The sequence below is a fragment of the Paraburkholderia sp. BL9I2N2 genome (assembly GCF_004339745.1).
Taxonomy (GTDB): Bacteria; Pseudomonadota; Gammaproteobacteria; order Burkholderiales; family Burkholderiaceae; genus Paraburkholderia.
On record NZ_SMGP01000006.1, the window covers coordinates 15281 to 32157 of the forward strand.

The window sequence follows — 16877 nt, forward strand, 5'->3', positions numbered from 1 at the left end:
GTGTGATGTGACCTGCGTCAGGCGAACAGCCGGGCAAGCATCTTGAGCTTTTCCACCGTCACATCAGGACTGCGACGGAGATTGCGGACGAGCGCCGCCACGCTGCCGGGCGTGAACCTGGGTTTGGTGAAGCTGCGCGGCATGGCCGGCCCCCACTGCGACATCGCCTCGCGGCTGACGGCGTGCACGCCTAACGGCTCGGCCGAGGTGAAAAGATCGCCGTCGCAGTAATGCTCGTGCTTGTCGCCCCACGGGTCCTGCCAATAGTCGAAAACCTGACTGCCGAGAATGTGCCGCCCGATACCCCAGGCGTGCGTCCAGCCTTTGTCGCGCAATACGCGCTGGCCCATGCCGACTGCGTCGGCGTCCACCACCTCATAAGCGCTATGGCTGTAAAGCGGCGCGAAGCCCTGAGCCAGCGCAAGCGTGTGATGATCGGCGGGCGTGCTGCCGAGATCGAGCCGCATGAAGGCGACCGCGGGCGAGCCGTCGGGAAGCACTTGCACGTCGCTCGGGACGAATCCGAAGTGCTCCGTGTACCACGCGCAGGTCTTCTGGAAGTCGGCCAGCTCGAGCACAACGTGTCCGAGCCGGATGACCTCCGGCGGTTCGGCCGGCAGGCGCTGTGTCCCGTTGATGCGGACCGCGGCGTCCACGGAGTTGAACGGCAGCGGCGCTCGATGAGGGAGCGCTGCAGCGGGAATTTGTCCACATATCGCGTCGACGCGGAAACCCGAGGGGTCGGTGAGGCGCACGCGATGGCCGCCACCCGGCCAATTCGACGGCTCCACGTCCGACGCGTCGGGCAGGCGCGACAGCATCCGAAGATCGATCATGTCGTTCACGCGCAAACCGAGTCCGACGAAACGCGCCTTTGCAGCTCGACGGACCACGTAACAGAACGGCGCGGCACTCGTGCCGCGCAGGAACAATTGCTCGCTGTCGCGCGATACGGTGCGCAACCCAAAATCGTTCAGAAACTGCTCGGCCCTGGCGAGGTCGGGGCGGTCGAAAATCAGATAAGCCAGTGCGGACGCTTTCGTCGTCGGGCGCGGATGGCGAACTGGCTGTGGGGTAGTCAGCTTCATGGGAAAAAACCTCAGACGGAAGGTAGGGCATATTCGGCGGAATGTGCCGTCGCGTTGACAGGTGTGCCGAGCAAAGCCAGGCTTTCGCGCACCAGACGGTTTGCATCGATCGCGGGACCATCATGGACGATCATCCGGTCGGGCCGGACCACGGCTGCCCAGCCGAACGGCACGGCACGCGGAAGGAACACGCCGTCCAGGTCCTCCCAGCTACCGCGTTGCGCCAGATGCAGCCGCTGCCCGCGATGCGCGATCTGGACCACAGCGCCACCAGCAGCGGCGAACGCCGCAGCCGTACAGGCGTCGAGTACTGTGCCCGCGTCGTGGCCGAACCCGATCAGCGCGAGACCCGTGCCGAGTATGTCGTCGCTCAGACACGTTGTGCCATCCGGGCCGCGCACCCAGCCCTGAGGAATGACTGCGCCGCGAGTGAGCCTGCTATGCGTGTGGCCTCCGACGAACAGCCCGCGTCGGAAAGTGTGTTTCGGCTTGACTTCCAGTTCCTCGAAATACGCGCGCATCTGCGGCACGCGCCGTGTGGTACGCAAGAGGCCATGGATGACTAAAGCGGTAACGCGATTACGCGGCATCACAAGCTTCCCCATGAACCTGGCGAATTTGATCATCGCTTTCACATGAGGGCGGCGTTCCTGATCGTAGGTCTCGAGAACCTGCGGCGCAGTGCGACCGTGAATGGTCCATGCGAGTTTCCAGCATAGATTTGCCGCGTCGCGCAGCCCGGCGACCAGTCCCTGCCCGGCGAACGGCGGTGTGATATGCGCAGCATCGCCCACCAGAAAGACGCGCCCGCGGTTGAACGCGCTCGCCGTCCTCGCGTGGGAACGGTAGACTGCCTTGCGTTCAATGATCATGTCGTCTACGTTCCCCCACGGTGCAAGCAACTCTCGAATACGCACATCGGATTCCATTTCCTCGCGGGTCTCCCCGGGCCGGAGCATGAACTCCCAGCGCTCACGCTCGCCGGGCGCAGTCATATGCGGAGTCGGCCGGCGGTGGTCGCAGATGAACTCGACATGATCGATGGGGTGTGGAACCTTGCGCGCGTCGACAATCAGCCAGTCTTCGGTAAAGGACTTGCCTTTAAATTCCAGCCCGATCAGTTGACGCACCAGTGAACTGGCGCCATCGGCACCGACAAGGTACCGGGCTGCTACCGAATGGGTCTGTCCCTGCCCCAGGTCCAGTGATGCAACGACCGACTCCTTTCCCGATTCAAAACCGGCAAGCGAGATGCCAAGCGCAACCTGCACATGGTTATACGTCTTTAGCCGGTTGCGCAGGCAACGCTCCAGTTCTGGCTGATAGAACGTCACGAGCTTGGGGTGTCCGTCCAGGCTGCCCAGCGTGTTGCCCTTGCCGAACTCGCCGAGCGTTGGCGATCTCATTCGCACATACGGTATCGCCACCGTCTCGAAATCGCCCTCGTTCACACCGGCCAGCTGCAGGATGCGCAGCGCTTCGTTATCCAGAGCAATGGCGCGGGGTGCCATGAAGATATCAGTCGCTTTGTCGATAACCAGAACACGAACACCGTAACGCGCCAGCAGGTTGCTCACCGCCGCGCCGACGGGGCCCAGGCCGACCACCAGCACGTCGACGGTTGACGGCAAGCCCCCGATAGTCGGCTGTAGCGAATCGCAACCGACAGCGGCCCGATCATTCATCTGTGCGCCTGTCTCCACCATGACTCCGTATCCGTTGATCTTATGGTTTCTCTGCATTTATCGACATTAAACTCATGCATGAGTAAATTGTCAATCATGAGGTTTACCTCTATACTCGGATTTCCATATCCGTCCGACCTCTCATGCCGAACCCACCTACTCGCCGCCCGGGCAAGCACCCCATTCAGGCGGCGCCGACGACGTCTGCGGACGTCCCGGCAGCACGCGAACCGCGCGGCGCCCGCCGCAAACGCGAGACGCGCGCGCGATTACTCGAAGCGGCACTCAGACTCATGGCCGAAAAAGGGATGGAGGGCGCCGCCATCAACGAAATCACCGAAGCAGCGGATGTGGGTTTCGGCTCGTTCTACAACCATTTCGAGTCGAAGGAAGCGATTTACGCCGCGTTGACAGACTGGGTATTCGAGGATTTTGCGGACGAGGTGGACCGCGCGATCGGCGGCCTGTCGGACCCCGCTCAGGTGATGTCCGTATCGGTGCGCCACACGCTCCTGCGTGCGCGGCGAGAGCCAATTTGGGGGGAGTTCCTCATCCGCGAGAGTTTCGCCGCGCGTAATCTCAACCGGGGTCTCGGTCCCCGGTTGCTAAGGGATATCAGGCGAGGTATCGCAGCGAAGCGCTTTGTGATCGCCGACCCGCTCATGAGCTTCATTTCGGCTGGCGGCATGATCCTGACGGCGATCGCCGTGGAGCTCCGTTTCGCTATTGCGGGCGGGTTGCAGGCCAGTGCGCTCAGGGACTTCGGGTTCAGCGGCGAAAATGTTCCAGAGCGCACCGCCGCGATTCTGCTGCAATTGATGGGACTCCCACGTTCGGAGGCGGAGGAAATCGCTCACCGGCCTTTGCCTGGAGTGGTATTGCCAAACCAGGGGATTTGAAGAGCTACACGGTCAGTTTCCAATTCCACATTGCGCGGGCGCCGGACCCATTCGTCCACAAGACCCGCGACGGATTCGAAGCAATCAACGGAGCTCCACCATGCGCCAATCTGCCATCGTCGCCCTGGTCAATCAGTATTGCGAGGCTCCCGCGCGGTTCAGTTATGTAGAGCGGCCACAACCGCCCTTGCCGACACACAGCGTCGAAATCGCCGTGTCCGCTGTTTCAGTCAATCCCTTAGATTTGCTGATGGCAAGCGGTTACGGCCGACGCATATTCGGACTCGGCGCAGGCGGTCGTCTGCCATTGCAGCTTGGACGGGACGGCAGCGGCGTTGTGACGCGAGTCGGTACGCGGGTGTGCCATCTACAACCGGGAATGGCCGTGTGGTTCGGGTTGCCACCCTTTCGACGTGGCAGCTATGCCACTCATATCCAGATTGACAGCGCACTGGCAAGTCCGGCCCCGGCGGAACTAACCGCAACGCAATCCGCGAGTCTGCCGTATGCGGGGGTCACCGCACTTCGCCTGCTCGAGGCGGCGGGACTCGACGAGCGACAGGCCAGAGGACGCCGCGTCTTTATTCACGGCGCGAGCGGCGGAATTGGCCTGGTCCTGCTGGACCTGTTGCACGCATGGGGCGCTACCGTTTTCGTCAGTGCGGCGCCGGCCGTGTTCGACGCGTTGAAGGGGCGCGCGCCGTGCACCTGCTTCAACTCGCGAACCGACGAAATCATGCGCGGCATCGCGGAATGCGACACCCTGCTCGATCTCGTTGCGTCGCATGATGCCCGTTTTTCCATTGAGCGTCGCTTCATCGAGACATTGCCTGCTGGGGGGCGCTACGCAACACCTGTCACGCCGGTGCCGGACATCGTCGACGAGACAGGGCTGGTGTCGGGGCTGGTCCGCAGTGGTCTCTACAGGCACCAGGCGATGCGCGCCGCAGCGCGGCGCGAAATTGATTATCGCTGGGTGTTTTTCAAGCCGGGTGCCGCCAGGCTTGACGCTCTGGCAACCTCGATTTCACGCGGCTTCCTGTCGACGCCCCCTCTGAGCACCTATGGCTTCCGAGCGCTGAGTGCGGCCCATGACGCTGCGCGACAATCCCCACACCTTGGCAAAATCGTCGTGCAAGTGTCCGCAGGTGGATCGGAGCCGATATTCTCGTCCAACGTCAATGGCGCCCGGGCCTCGCGAATCCCACCACGCGTGATTGCTGACGGTGCAGAGAGGCAATGACGCGGTACGACGTAGTGCTGAAGCTTCAACACGCACTTCTACGTTCATGGCCGGCGAGAGGAGTTTTCACTCAAAAGTGCTTACCTTGTCAGCCATGACGTTAGAATCTACACTTCTGTCTCCTTGCACCTCCAGTTACCATGCAGAAATCTCCTATTCGGCGAACAGTCAAGCGTCCCGCCGCGGCTGCTGCGGCGCCCTCTGCCCCGGGCACGGAAGAGCGTGAGCCACGCGGTGCCCGCCGAAAACGCGAAACCCGCGCCCGGCTACTCGAAGCCGCCCTCAACCTGATGGCGCAAAAAGGGATGGAAGGCGTCGCCATCAACGAAATCACCGAAGCCGCGGATGTCGGTTTCGGCTCGTTTTACAACCACTTCGAGTCCAAAGAGGCGATTCATGCGGCACTCACGGACCAGGTTTTCGAAGATTTCGCCGACACCCTGGAACGCCTTGCCGGTGACCTCTCCGATCCAGCGGAAGTCATCTCCGTCAGTGTGCGCCATACGCTGCTGCGCGCACGCCGGGAACCCGTATGGGGGCAGTTCCTGATTCGCGAAGGTCTCTCCCCGCATGCACTGAACCGTGGTCTCGGTCAGCGGCTTTCGCGGGACATCCGCAAAGGCATCGCTGCCAAACGTTTCTCCATTGCCGATCCGTTGATGGCGCTCCTTTCGGTGGGCGGCACGGTACTGGCTGCCATCGCGGTCGATTTGTACGGCGACGCTCCGATCGGCCCGGAGATTAGCGCGCTGGGCGAGCTCGGATTACGCAGCAAGGACTTCCCGGAGCGAGCGGCGACGGCGCTGCTGCAAACGCTCGGCATCGGACGTGCGGAAGCGAACAGGATCGCACGCCGGCCATTGCCCGTGGTGGAGTCGCAGCTGAATGCCGATTGAGGCCGAGGCAGGACGATTGGCGCTGGCTAGAGTGGCTCGTTCCGCTCGTGTTGAACGAAAGCACTGAACAACGCCCGGATGTCCATCTGAAGAGACGACGCGCAACACCGGGTAGACCGCTTCCGGATTCCACTTCTGGAAAAGGCTCACACCGTCGGCATAGACTCAGCAGTCCGTGCGCGGGGGGCGCGGGCAAGGGCAGCGGTGCGCCGCAGTGCTCCGAAAACGCCCGAATGCACGCGGCTGTCTGGTCGAGGTTTTCATGTGTGAGACCGCGAAGCCGCTCACCGCATTCTCGAACGCCCGAACCGGAACCCCTTACGGCCGCATATGCTGTTCGCCGGACGGCACGAAAATATAGCCGCGGCCGCGTACGGTCTGAATGATGCGTGGTGTGGACGGGTCGGTTTCGAGCATCCGGCGCAGGCGCCAAATCTTGACGTCGATGCCGCGATCGCTCGTGTCGCATTCCGGGCCATACAGAGACTGGAGCAGACGCTGGCGAGTGAGTGTGCGCATGGGCGAACTGACGAAAACCTGCAGAAGCGCAAAGTCGCCGGCGGATAAAGCGAATGCCTTGTCCGCCATGCTCAGCGTGCGCGCCTGAAAATCCAGTACGAACCGCCCGAATCTGAACGGCGCCCGCTGTTGATGCATACCGGAAACAGGTAGCGCACGCGGGCGCCGTAGCACTGACTGAACCCGTGCCACCAGTTCGCGCGGATCAAACGGCTTGCCGAGATAGTCGTCGGCGCCCAGTTCGAGACCGGCGATCCGATCGTTCTCATCAGCGCGGGCGGTGAGCATGATGACCGGGATATCGTTGCCTGATGCACGCAACAAGCGCAGCGCTGCAAGTCCATCGACACCCGGCATCAGCCGATCGAGCACGACCAGGTCCGGGCGTTCGCGCTGCAGTCTGCATTCCAGCGAGCGCGCGTCGGGTTGCACGAACACCTCGAAACCCCATGTGGCCAGATAGCGGCGCAACAGATCACACAACCGGACGTCGTCGTCGACAACCAGAATTCGGGCTGGCATGGTAACGCAGCTAACGTCCGAGAACGGGTTTGCGACCATGGGCAACCTTCAGGGTAATGGGCGAGGCGGCATGGTACCGACTAGAACGGCCCCCGGCTGCTCGACGACTGGAGCCGGGGCCGACAGTACAACTCATCATCATAAGAGCGGAAACTGCTATAAGCCCACGTACGGCTTCTGCGTGCCGCCCAGCGGTGTCTGGTCATAGCCGAAATAGACACTGGTGCCGTAGAAGAACGGCAGGCCGATATCGACCGTGCCAGGAACACCTTCGCCCGCGAGATCGTTGAACGCATAGTTGCCGCTCGCAAAGAGCGAATCGGCATTGGCGACCGCCATGGTGACCGTAGCCGACGTGCTGGTGCCTGAATAGCTCGAGACCATCACACTGCGGGTCGTGGCCGATGAAGGGCAGTAAAACGCACTGTCCGAGCACGTTGCAAGCGAGAAGTCGGTAAAGAAGTAGGCGTTCGAGCCCGAATCGAAGAAAGCGGAGCCTGAATAGCTTCCGCTAACCATGGTGCTGTTTACGTCGCCGTACGAGTTCGTCGTCAACTTCCGGGACGCCGAGTACGTGTTGTTCGACTGCGTACCGATGCCGAACGTTAGCGTGCCGGAAACCGAAGACGACCCTGCCGAGGCCGGCGTCGCCATCGCCAGAACGACACCGTTGTTGTCGGTGGAGAACTTCGTGACCGGATTGGTCACCTGGTTCGCCAGCGCAATCGTGGTTTGCGTGCAGCTGGCGCCGTTCGGGCAGCTGTAATAGGTGCTGTCGCTCGCGTCTTCTACACAGGAGGTGCCGCAGTCGTAGGGTGTCACGCCAATGCCGAGAATTCCGTTCGCGCCGATTGCGCTCACTGTGTTCAAGGCGCCGCCGACCGACCGGTCGCTACAACTGCTGGGCGCGGACGACGACAGGTCGCCGGCAATTGCAATGGGAACGCTGCTTGCCGTTTCGCCGCCGACCTTCACATCCGCTGTACGTACTGTTCCCCACATATACCCATCTGCGAAAAGCGAGCATTCCGCAATCTGACTGCCGCTACGGTCCGTCTCGACGCCAAGATTGCCGAGAACCTGAGACGCCGCCGTGTTCGCGAGTCGCAAACCGTACGACATGGTATCGACCAGAACGTTGTCGATGGTCTGGCAATCGATCGTACTGCCGGGTGCGCAGACAGTGATGCTGACCGTCGGAATGTTGGCGACTCCCTCGACTCCACGAGCAACGGTTACAGCGACCTGATTGTTCGCGCTGGTCGACGAACTGCCGCTGGAACTGGAAGTACTGCTACTGCTGTCGCCGTCACCTCCACCGCCGCATCCGGCAATCGATACCGCGGCAACAAAAAGGCCGAAGGCGCTGACCGCGCGCCGGAAAGTGTTGCCTGATCGCACAATAATTCTCCGCTTGTTGTCACTCGGTTACCGGATATCGCTGCCGGTCACTCCCGCCGGCAGCATCTGGGGAAGATAGGCCTGGCCGGCAAAGAAACCCATATGGCCGCCCGAGCGCACAACTAGCCCGGACTGGTCGATCCTGGCGGGCCCACGGCCGCCGTCGCGTTGCGCGCGTTGGGCCTCGACGGCGTTCGTGACCTGGGGAAGGTAGCTTCCGAACAAAGCGGCAACGTCGGGCATGCGCGGGCCACTCCAGGCAATCGCGAACACGTTGCCGTCCTGCCCGGCGTATTCATGCACGACGGTGCCCGAAGGCAAGTTCGTTTGTCTGACCGTGTAGCTCGCCGAAGCGGTCGAGCAAACGGGGAGTGACGGAGGTGCGATCGTCTCGACGGACGCGCCGACTGGAGTCGGTATAGGAGTTCCGCTGAGTGCCGCTTGAGCCGGCATCGCCGCATTCAGCAAACCAAAAGTCGCAAGTGCGACCGTCAACGTCGCACGAAGGAAATAGCTGCCCATGAAAAACCTACCTTTCTTCAAAATATCGTTATCGCCGAAGTGAGGCTCGAGCCGTGATGTCACCATAGCGCTCGTCGTCGACCGCAGTGCCCGCCAGCATCTGCGAACTGGACGAGAATCCTGCAAACCGCAAACGCATCCCCCTTGTCTCAGATCCCCTGCAACGTGACATCGCCCAATACACCGAGAATCAGCCCCGTCAGACGCCCGCACCATGCCGCGTAATGCGCGCCATCATGGCCGAGCAACCCTGCGCGGCGTGCCACGAAACAACTGCACAGCGATGGCACGAACAGCGCGGCCAGCGCCGCCACACATGTCGCCGTCGCCAGTTCGAAAGCTGGCGGGAACGGCGCTAGCTGCCGTATGTCGGGTAGGAAATAGCACACGGCATCCATTGCACAGCAGGCGATCACCCAACTGCCGAGGACGTTGCCTATGAATCGGTCTCTATGTGTTGCCACGCTCATGGCCCTTTCCTTCAGTTGCAATCCCGGCGAGACGTGCTTGCGGTTGGCCGAAACGGCCACGTTGTCTTTCGCCGATATTTAACTCGTTAGTGAGATATTTGTCAACTATGAGTTTTATATCCAGTCTCTCGTATCGGCGTACCGCCGAGGTGGGGAACACCGTGATTTTTTGTACCGGTTACCGGTTAGAGCGGCCTATGTGAGACAAGGCATAGCGGTTCACGCCTAGAATAATTTTCAATCAACTGGTGCGGGTTTCGAAGGTTTAGCGCGGCGCGGCAGAGGAAGCACGGGCATCGGACGAGATCAATCGCGGCAGTAGTGCCGCAGACTGATCATCGTGTATCCCGCGCGCGATACCCCGGCATTATCTCGATGCGCTTTTCGGGTGGAACGATATGCGTGCGAGGGAGATCAAGTATCTCAATAGCGGTAGCAGGCTCTCTCCCGGGGAAGCGAATGTTCCGCTCCCACGAATCGAGCCCCAACGATACAAATATCAGTCATCGCCGGCTGAGAAACACGCCTGCCTGCCACACGCGAATTGCCGCAAGCCCGGCGTTCCTCAACCGTTCGATCAGGCCTTAGAAGCGGGTGCGCAGACCAGCGCCCACGACCCCTGGTTCTTCGTTGCCGCAATCCCGCCGACATAGGAGCTTGCGCCTTTAAATGCAGTCAAGCTCGAATTACCCGGTGCCGCCGAGTTCAGACCGCCGCTCAGGTGTGACCAGTTGGCGACTGCGTAGACGTCCGTGCGGTTCGACAGGGCGTAATCCGACAACAGGCTGAGCTGGTTCCACTTCGGCGATGCCGCGTTCCCAGTGTTGTCGAACTTGCCATCGGTGAACGTGTAAGCTGCGCCCAGGGTCAACGCCGAGGTCAGGCTGTAATGTGCGTTCACTTCATAGTTCGTGAAATGAACATAAGCGGCGTTTGCAGCCGTCAACGTACCGCCGCCGGGGAAAGCGGTTGCGTTGTTCAGCTTGGTGTCCGTGATCACAAAACCAACTTTGGCCGGGCCGAACGTGTAGTTCAAGCCGCCACCGAAGGTACGCTGACGCCCTGCGGTAAAGTTCTGGTCACCGGTGCCGCTGCCATTGGCGCTGTTATCAACTGCGCCACTGTTGTTGAGGCTGTTGATGTTGTTGTTAATCTGCGTGTAACCCAACGTCGCAAGAATCGGCCCGTTGTTGTACATGGCACCAAAACTGTACGCACGGTTGTTCGCGAAGCCGCCGGCCTGGTTCGAGAGGCCATACAAGGCGCCGACGGTCAGGCCATAGTAATTCGGGCTCTGGTATTTCACCGCGTTGTTGACGCGGAACGTTCCGAGCATGTTGTCGTTGTCCATCACGTGCGCGAAGGTATTGCCACCTGCGCCGTTGAAGTTTTCCATCGATACATGGCTGACCCAGTCGTACATGAATTCGTTCTGACGACCCATGGTCAGGGTGCCGAACTGGCTGCTCGACAGGCCGACATAGGCGCTTCGGCCGAATTCGCGGCCACCTTGGCCAAGCTTGCCGTTGCTCAGCGTGAAGCCGTTTTCCAGCACGAACAGTGCCTTCGGGCCACCACCCAGATCTTCGGCGCCTCTCAGGCCCCAACGATTGCTTTGCATCATGGCGTCGGTCAACTTCAGAATGCTGTGACCGCCGGTGTTGTTGCTATAACTAATGCCTTCATCCAGCAGGCCGTACAGGGTCACGCATGCTTTGCGCATGCGCTGCGGTCGTACCGAGTGCTGCAAGCAGCGTGGCAGACAATACTTTGTACTTCATCAAGACTCTTCATAACTGAGTACTCCTCGCAAACAGGGCAGCGTTTGCGGGAGACGAAAGTCTAGCCTTGTATGCATGGTGAATTTTTTGAAATTTGGACAACGTGTGTTTGTACAAATATGTCAAGCATGTAATTTTCACGTTACGGAGCTAACACCAGGAGTGGTGTCTGTACGGCTTGATAAGTAGCGATCTTCACGCGGCGAATTTTGATGTGCGCGGTGATCGTCCTTAACCGGCTCGCCGTCCCTGAACGCAATGCCTTTCAGCAACCGCTTGAAGTTTCTGGTGAGCGCGCACCGTGAATTGAAAGATCGCGCCGCGAGGCTTGTTCGCGTTCGCCCACAATCGGCCGCCGTGTGCCTCGACGATCGAACGGCAGATCGACAGTCCCATTCCCAAACCGGTGGGCTTCGTTGTATAGAACGAGGCGAAAACATGCTCGGGGGTGCTGTCCGGGGCAAAGCCCGGCCCCGAATCGCGCACCGTCACAAGTACGCAGTCAGCCTCGGCGTTTCTGGTGCTGATCAGCACTTCCCGCGGGCCATCGCTGACGTCGCTCATGGCCTCGATTGCGTTGATGATCAGGTTCAGGAGGACCTGTTGCAATTCGACACGGTCTCCCTCGATGAAGGGCAAGCCGTCTGCAAGTTGCGTCTGCACCGAGGCGCCGTGCTTCACGGTTTCACCACGGGTGAGCTCGATCACCTCGCGGATCGCCTCGTTGATGTCGACCCTTTCCTTGCGTGGTGGCGCCTTCCTGATCAGTTCACGGATCCGGCCGATTACATCTCCCGCCCGATTGCCGTCATTGAGGATCCGGCTAAGCGCCTGCCGGACCTCCTCCACGTCGGGCGGCTGGGCGTGCAGCCAACGCAGCGCAGCCGCGGCGTTGGTGACCGTCGCGGTAATCGGCTGATTGACCTCATGAGCGATCGAGGCAGCGAGCTGGCCCATGGTCGCGACGCGGTTCGCGTGTGCCAGCTCCGATTGCACCTCGCGGTAGCGCCGCTCGCCCTCGCGAACTTGTTCCTCTGCCTGCTTAAGCTCGGTCAGATCGAGCACGAAAGCGACACCCGCGCTCCCGCCTTCCTCGAAGACCGCTGCCCCGGTCAGCACAGGCACACGCCTGCCATCCTTACGGAAATACTCCTTCTCGAACGGTTTAACGGTCCCGGTATTCTTAAGTTCGGCCAGGGCATGTGCGCTGCGGTCGCGTGATTCCGGAGTTGTCAGATCCGTCCACCGCACGCGACCCGCGACGAGATCTTCACGGTCGTATCCCACGATTCGTAGAAACGCGTCGTTGGCCTCGAGAATTGCACCTTCATGGTTCCGGATCACTATCCCGATGATGTTGGCGTCGACCAAACGCCGGATCTGAGCCTCGCGTTCCGCGAGGTCGCGGTATAAGCGGGCATTTTCCAGCGCGATCGCCGCCTGCGAGGCAAGCAGCTTCAACACAGCGATGCGGGCCGGTGCAAAGACGTGGATAGTCAGATTGTTTTCGAGGTAAAGCGCGCCGGTTAGTCTGGCCTGATTCATCAGGGGCAGGCAGAGAATCGAACGGGCACGATGCTGATGGATGTAGGGGTCCGTCGCAAACGGGGGCTGGGCCGCGGCATCGTCGAGAATGACACTCTCCCGGGTGCGCAGGACGTGGTAGAGGACCGACTCCGGCAGCACCGCCGCAGTCACCGGCTCCGCGCGCAGCTGCACCTGGGTCGTGTCGCCGCCGGTCGTCGCTTCTGCTGCTATCCGTTGTTCGCCGCCGTCTGGAAGAATCAACAGACCCCGCTCGGCACCGGCCTGTTCAATCGCCGTGCGCATGAGCGTATCGATCAGCTTGTCGAGGACGATGTCGCCCGAGACGGCCTGCGATACCTTGATCACAGTCGTGAGATCGAGATGTTCGACCGGCGCGCCGATTGTGCCCGTCAGGCGGGGCGGGGGCTCTTCCACGCCAAGGTGCAGATACTGCTCCTCAAGTTGCCGCGCCTTCCCGTTGGCTCCCCAACGCAGGTAGCAGCAGTGAGCCTGCCGCAAATACAGGCGCCGAAACTGTTCGAAGCCGCGCGCGGTGTAAAAGCGCGCGGCCACTTCGTACGCGATTGCCTCGTTCTGGACGAAGCCATTGTCGCGCGCCGCACGGATCGCCTGTTCGTAGAGGCGCATCGCGTCGACATCGCGGCCTTCAAGGCGAGCGAACTCGGCACCTACCAGCGCCGCGCGGTCCTCAAAATTCTCCGGACAGTTGTCCGCCCAAGCCCGGAGCTGGTTATGGTGCCCAACGACAACGTCCAGGTGCTGCTGTCGCTCGCCGGCCGGTTCGCGCTCGCAACAGGCGGCATGGGACAGCGCACAGTAAAAGCGATGATCCGCGGCTGTGAACAGCAATCGCAAGATGCCCGGATGCACCTGTTCCGCTCTGGATGCCGCCTGGATGGCAGCGGCAAAGTTGCCAGCATGGAAGTGGGCCTGCAGCTTTCGGGTATGGTAAAGGCAATCGATCCACGCGAACTGCGGGTCACTTGCCAGACGCGCTTCGACCTGGATCTCGTCGAACTGTTCGTCATTGAAAGAGCCGAATGTCGACGTCAAGCCGCGCAGCATCCGGACCAGCCCGAGGTACGATGCGATGAGCTCGACGTGGTGCCCCAATTGCATCTTTTGTGCAAATGCGAGACCGCCCTCGGCTTCGAGTTGGACCTCGATGAGCGGGGTGCCCGCTGCGAGTAGATTGTCGATCAGGTAGAGACTCCTGTACCACCCCATGAACAGCAGATCGCCGCTCCTGTTCGCGATCTCGAACCCACGGCGCAGCACATCGCGCGCAGTCCCGACCTGCCTCGCGAATGGAATCAGGTGACTTCCCGCTGCCATATAGGTCCGGGCCTGAAAGCGCGTGAATCCGCGTCGCTCTGCCAGTTCGCAGCCAAGTTGCCCGAGGCGATAGGCCGACTCGTGGTCGCCGAAGTGCGCGCTGGCGACGCAGCCAAACCATGCGTAGGTCGCGCACGATGCGTCGCTGTTGCCCCGATCCAGGCTGAGATTGACCGCCCAGCACATGGCGAGGGGATAGAGGTTCTTTTCCGTATGGAATGCAGGCGACACGAGCTTGGTCAGGACCTCCATCGTCGCCAGAGATGCTGGATCGGCCATCAACGGCAGTTCGATCAGATCCTCGATGCTGCGGCGCCCGAGCTGGGACCAGAATCGCTGGTATTCGCGTCGCACGTCCTCCTCTGTCGGCTGCGGCGACCAGTCGACCCCCAAATGCCGGAGATAGTCGAGGCCAACGGCAACGGCGCGGCCGCTCTGACCAAGCGCCGTGTAGAGGTCCAGGAGCAGGCAGGCGACCGACGCACGCTCGATGGTCGTTGCAGCCCGAGGCGAAAGCGCGTTCAACCGGTCTTCTGCGACTGTCCGGGCACCGCTGAGGAACTCGCATTCGGCCCGGTTCAGCTCCAGCGCAAAGATCAGCTCGTGCCGGCGCTCCCAGCTATCCGTCGCCAACAGTGCCGCACCGGAATTGAAATAGGTGAGCGCCGAGGCATAGGCGGTGGCCCCCTTGGCGCGCCTGCCCGCGGTCAGATTGAGCTCGGCGAGCTGGTCCCGCTCCTCTTGTTCGGTGATCAGCGCGACGCCGCGGTTGAGCTGATTGACGATCTCGAAGATCGCCTCCTTCCGTTTCTCGGGGGGCGTCTGCGTCACCAGCAGCCGTCCGATCCGGAGATGGGCTTCAGCCCGCAACGTTTGCGGGATCAGTGAATAGGCGGCCTCCTGCACCCGGTCGTGGATAAATCTGTAAGAGCCTTCCAGACGCTCGACCAGTTCCTGCTGCACCGCCGGCCATAGCGCCGCGTTGACCTGCATCTTCGAGGCGCCGAGAACGATTGAAAGCATCGCGCTCGCGGCCACGTTGCCAAGGCAGGCGAGCTGCTGCAACGCCTGCTGCGCTCCGACCGGCAGGCGGGTCAACCTGCCGGCCATGAGGTCTACCACATTCTCGGTATAACCCTTGGCGTGGATGCGATCGAAATCCCAGCACCAGCACGCCGCGTCATAGTCGAAGGTGAGTAGTGCCTCTTCGACAAGCAGATAAAGAAACTGAATCACGAAGAACGGATTGCCGGCGGTCTTCTCATGCACCAGCTGCGCGAGCGCCGCGGCATGCTTCGACTTGCAGTGAAGGGCATCCGCAATCAATTTCTCTATGTGCTGTTGGGTGAGCGGTGCGAGCCTGATTTCCGCGATCGTGGCGCCTGTGTTCCTGATGGCCTGAAGTTTGACCATCAGCGGATGCGTGGCATCGACTTCGTTGTCCCGGTAAGCGCCGATCAGCATCAGGTATCGCAGTTCCGAGCGGGTCAGCAGATCCTCGAGCAGATCAAGCGTCGCCGCGTCGAGCCACTGCAGATCATCGAGAAACAGCGCGAGCGGATGTTCCGGTTGGGCAAACACGCCGATGAAGCGCTGGAACACCAGCTGGAATCGGCTTTGCGCCTGCTGCGGGTCGAGCTCCGGGACCGCGATCGGCTCACCGACGATGAGCTTCAGTTCGGGGATGAGATCGGTCATGAGCCGTGCATTCGGGCCCAGCGCCTCCAGAAACGCGCCGCGCCAGCTCGCCAGCTCGGTGTCGCTCTTGCCGAGAAGCGGCCTCACCAGACTTTGAAAAGCTTGCACCAGCGTCGAATAGGGAATGTCGCGTTTGTACTGGTCGAACTTGCCCGAAGCGAAGAGCCCCCGCGGCGGAACCAGCACTTTGTGCAGTTCATTGACGACCGAGGATTTGCCGATGCCGGAATAGCCGGAGACCAGCACCAGTTCGGGCGTGCCGCGTTTGACGACCCGATCGAACGCGGCAACCATGGTGTCGATCTCGCGCTCCCGTCCGTACAGCTTCTCGGGAATCAGCAGCCGGTCGGGCGTGTCGTGCTCGCCCAGCGGGAAGTCGTCGAGCTGGCCATCGCGCTCCCAACTGGCGAGGCAGCGTCGCAGATCCCGCTCGACGCCGACCGCGGTCTGATAGCGCTCCTCGGCGGTCTTGGCGAGCAGCTTCATGACGATCCGGGAGAGCGCAGCGGGGACCGTTTCCAACCGCTCGCCAGGCGGCACCGGCTTTCTGGCGATATGGCAGTGCACCCATTCCATGGGGTCGGCGGCCGTAAACGGCAGCGCGCCGGTGAGCATCTGATAGAGCGTGACACCGAGCGAATAGAGGTCGCTGCGCGAATCGATCGAGCGGTTCATCCGGCCGGTCTGCTCGGGCGCCATGTAGGCGAGGGTGCCGGTGATGGTCTCGGGTGGCTCGGGCGCCCGCCGTTCGCGCGGCAGCCGCGAGGCGATGCCGAATCCCGTGAGCCGCACCTGTCCATCCGCGCCGTTCACCAGGATATGGGCGGGCTTGAGATCCTTGTGGACAAGGCCGCGCTGGTGCAGCTTGCCCAGCGCCGCGGCGATGCCGACGGTGAGGCGCAATACGCTGCCCGCCTCCATGGGCGCGCCGAGCAGTCGCCCGAGCGGCTCACCGCCAGGATCCTCGAGCACCAGTAGCGTGCGGCCCTCTTCGCGAACCAGTTCCAATGGCCGCACCGCCCACGCGCCATCGAGTTCGTCTTTCAGTGCGAATTCATGAGCGAGACGATCGAGGCTCGCCGGCGGCGCAGGTTCGGCGGCGGGCCGCACCATCAGCACATTGTCGCCGCCGACATCGCCCGGGCGCCGCCCCCGACAGAAGACGCGCTCGCCATCGTCCCACAAGATCTGGAGTCGGTTACTCATCGGCGCCGGAACCATGTATAGGAGGGTTACTTATCTGCCGCACTCTTCCGCGAGGCTGCCGTCT

At 61.7% G+C, this 16877-nt stretch carries 11 protein-coding genes; 3 read left to right on the plus strand and 8 right to left on the minus strand.

Annotated elements, in window-relative coordinates:
• Window positions 1-17: 17 nt before the first annotated feature.
• Both B0G74_RS43705 and B0G74_RS43710 read right to left on the minus strand, forming a co-directional pair.
• Entirely contained in the window at window positions 18-1088 is a 1071-nt protein-coding gene (locus B0G74_RS43705) for a VOC family protein (RefSeq protein WP_132384029.1), read from the minus strand.
• An 11-nt stretch (window positions 1089-1099) separates the two neighbouring features.
• Window positions 1100-2773, minus strand: coding sequence for a bifunctional 3-(3-hydroxy-phenyl)propionate/3-hydroxycinnamic acid hydroxylase (locus B0G74_RS43710; RefSeq protein WP_132384422.1), 1674 nt, complete (start codon window positions 2771-2773; stop codon window positions 1100-1102).
• A gap of 143 nt (window positions 2774-2916) precedes the next feature.
• Between B0G74_RS43710 and B0G74_RS43715 the strand changes: the two genes are divergently transcribed.
• The 3 genes from B0G74_RS43715 (at window position 2917) to B0G74_RS43725 (ending at window position 5811) form a co-directional block, all read left to right on the plus strand.
• Window positions 2917-3672, plus strand: coding sequence for a TetR/AcrR family transcriptional regulator (locus B0G74_RS43715; RefSeq protein ID WP_132384031.1), 756 nt, complete (start codon window positions 2917-2919; stop codon window positions 3670-3672).
• A 100-nt stretch (window positions 3673-3772) separates the two neighbouring features.
• The gene (locus tag B0G74_RS43720; protein ID WP_132384033.1) at window positions 3773-4915 is read left to right on the plus strand and encodes a zinc-binding dehydrogenase; all 1143 of its coding nucleotides are present in this window, start codon (window positions 3773-3775) and stop codon (window positions 4913-4915) included.
• A gap of 140 nt (window positions 4916-5055) precedes the next feature.
• A complete protein-coding gene (locus B0G74_RS43725) occupies window positions 5056-5811 on the plus strand; it encodes a TetR/AcrR family transcriptional regulator (protein ID WP_132384035.1) in 756 nt (251 codons plus the stop codon).
• 318 nt (window positions 5812-6129) lie between these two features.
• Here the strand turns inward: B0G74_RS43725 and B0G74_RS43730 are convergent, their stop codons facing one another.
• From B0G74_RS43730 to B0G74_RS43755, 6 genes are all read right to left on the minus strand, one after another.
• A complete protein-coding gene (locus B0G74_RS43730) occupies window positions 6130-6852 on the minus strand; it encodes a response regulator (RefSeq protein ID WP_132384037.1) in 723 nt (240 codons plus the stop codon).
• A gap of 156 nt (window positions 6853-7008) precedes the next feature.
• Window positions 7009-8253 (minus strand): DUF3443 family protein, encoded by a 1245-nt coding sequence (locus B0G74_RS43735; protein ID WP_132384039.1) that lies wholly within the window; start codon window positions 8251-8253, stop codon window positions 7009-7011.
• Window positions 8254-8280: 27 nt separating this feature from the next.
• Window positions 8281-8775: a DUF2844 domain-containing protein gene (locus B0G74_RS43740; protein ID WP_132384041.1), complete on the minus strand. Its 495-nt coding sequence runs from the start codon at window positions 8773-8775 to the stop codon at window positions 8281-8283.
• A 149-nt stretch (window positions 8776-8924) separates the two neighbouring features.
• Window positions 8925-9245 carry a hypothetical protein gene (locus B0G74_RS43745; protein WP_132384043.1) on the minus strand — a complete coding sequence of 107 codons (321 nt, stop codon included), beginning with the start codon at window positions 9243-9245 and terminating at the stop codon, window positions 8925-8927.
• A gap of 577 nt (window positions 9246-9822) precedes the next feature.
• Window positions 9823-10968 carry a porin gene (locus B0G74_RS43750; RefSeq protein ID WP_243658593.1) on the minus strand — a complete coding sequence of 382 codons (1146 nt, stop codon included), beginning with the start codon at window positions 10966-10968 and terminating at the stop codon, window positions 9823-9825.
• A 289-nt stretch (window positions 10969-11257) separates the two neighbouring features.
• Window positions 11258-16813 (minus strand): trifunctional serine/threonine-protein kinase/ATP-binding protein/sensor histidine kinase, encoded by a 5556-nt coding sequence (locus B0G74_RS43755; protein WP_132384045.1) that lies wholly within the window; start codon window positions 16811-16813, stop codon window positions 11258-11260.
• Window positions 16814-16877 lie beyond the last annotated feature (64 nt).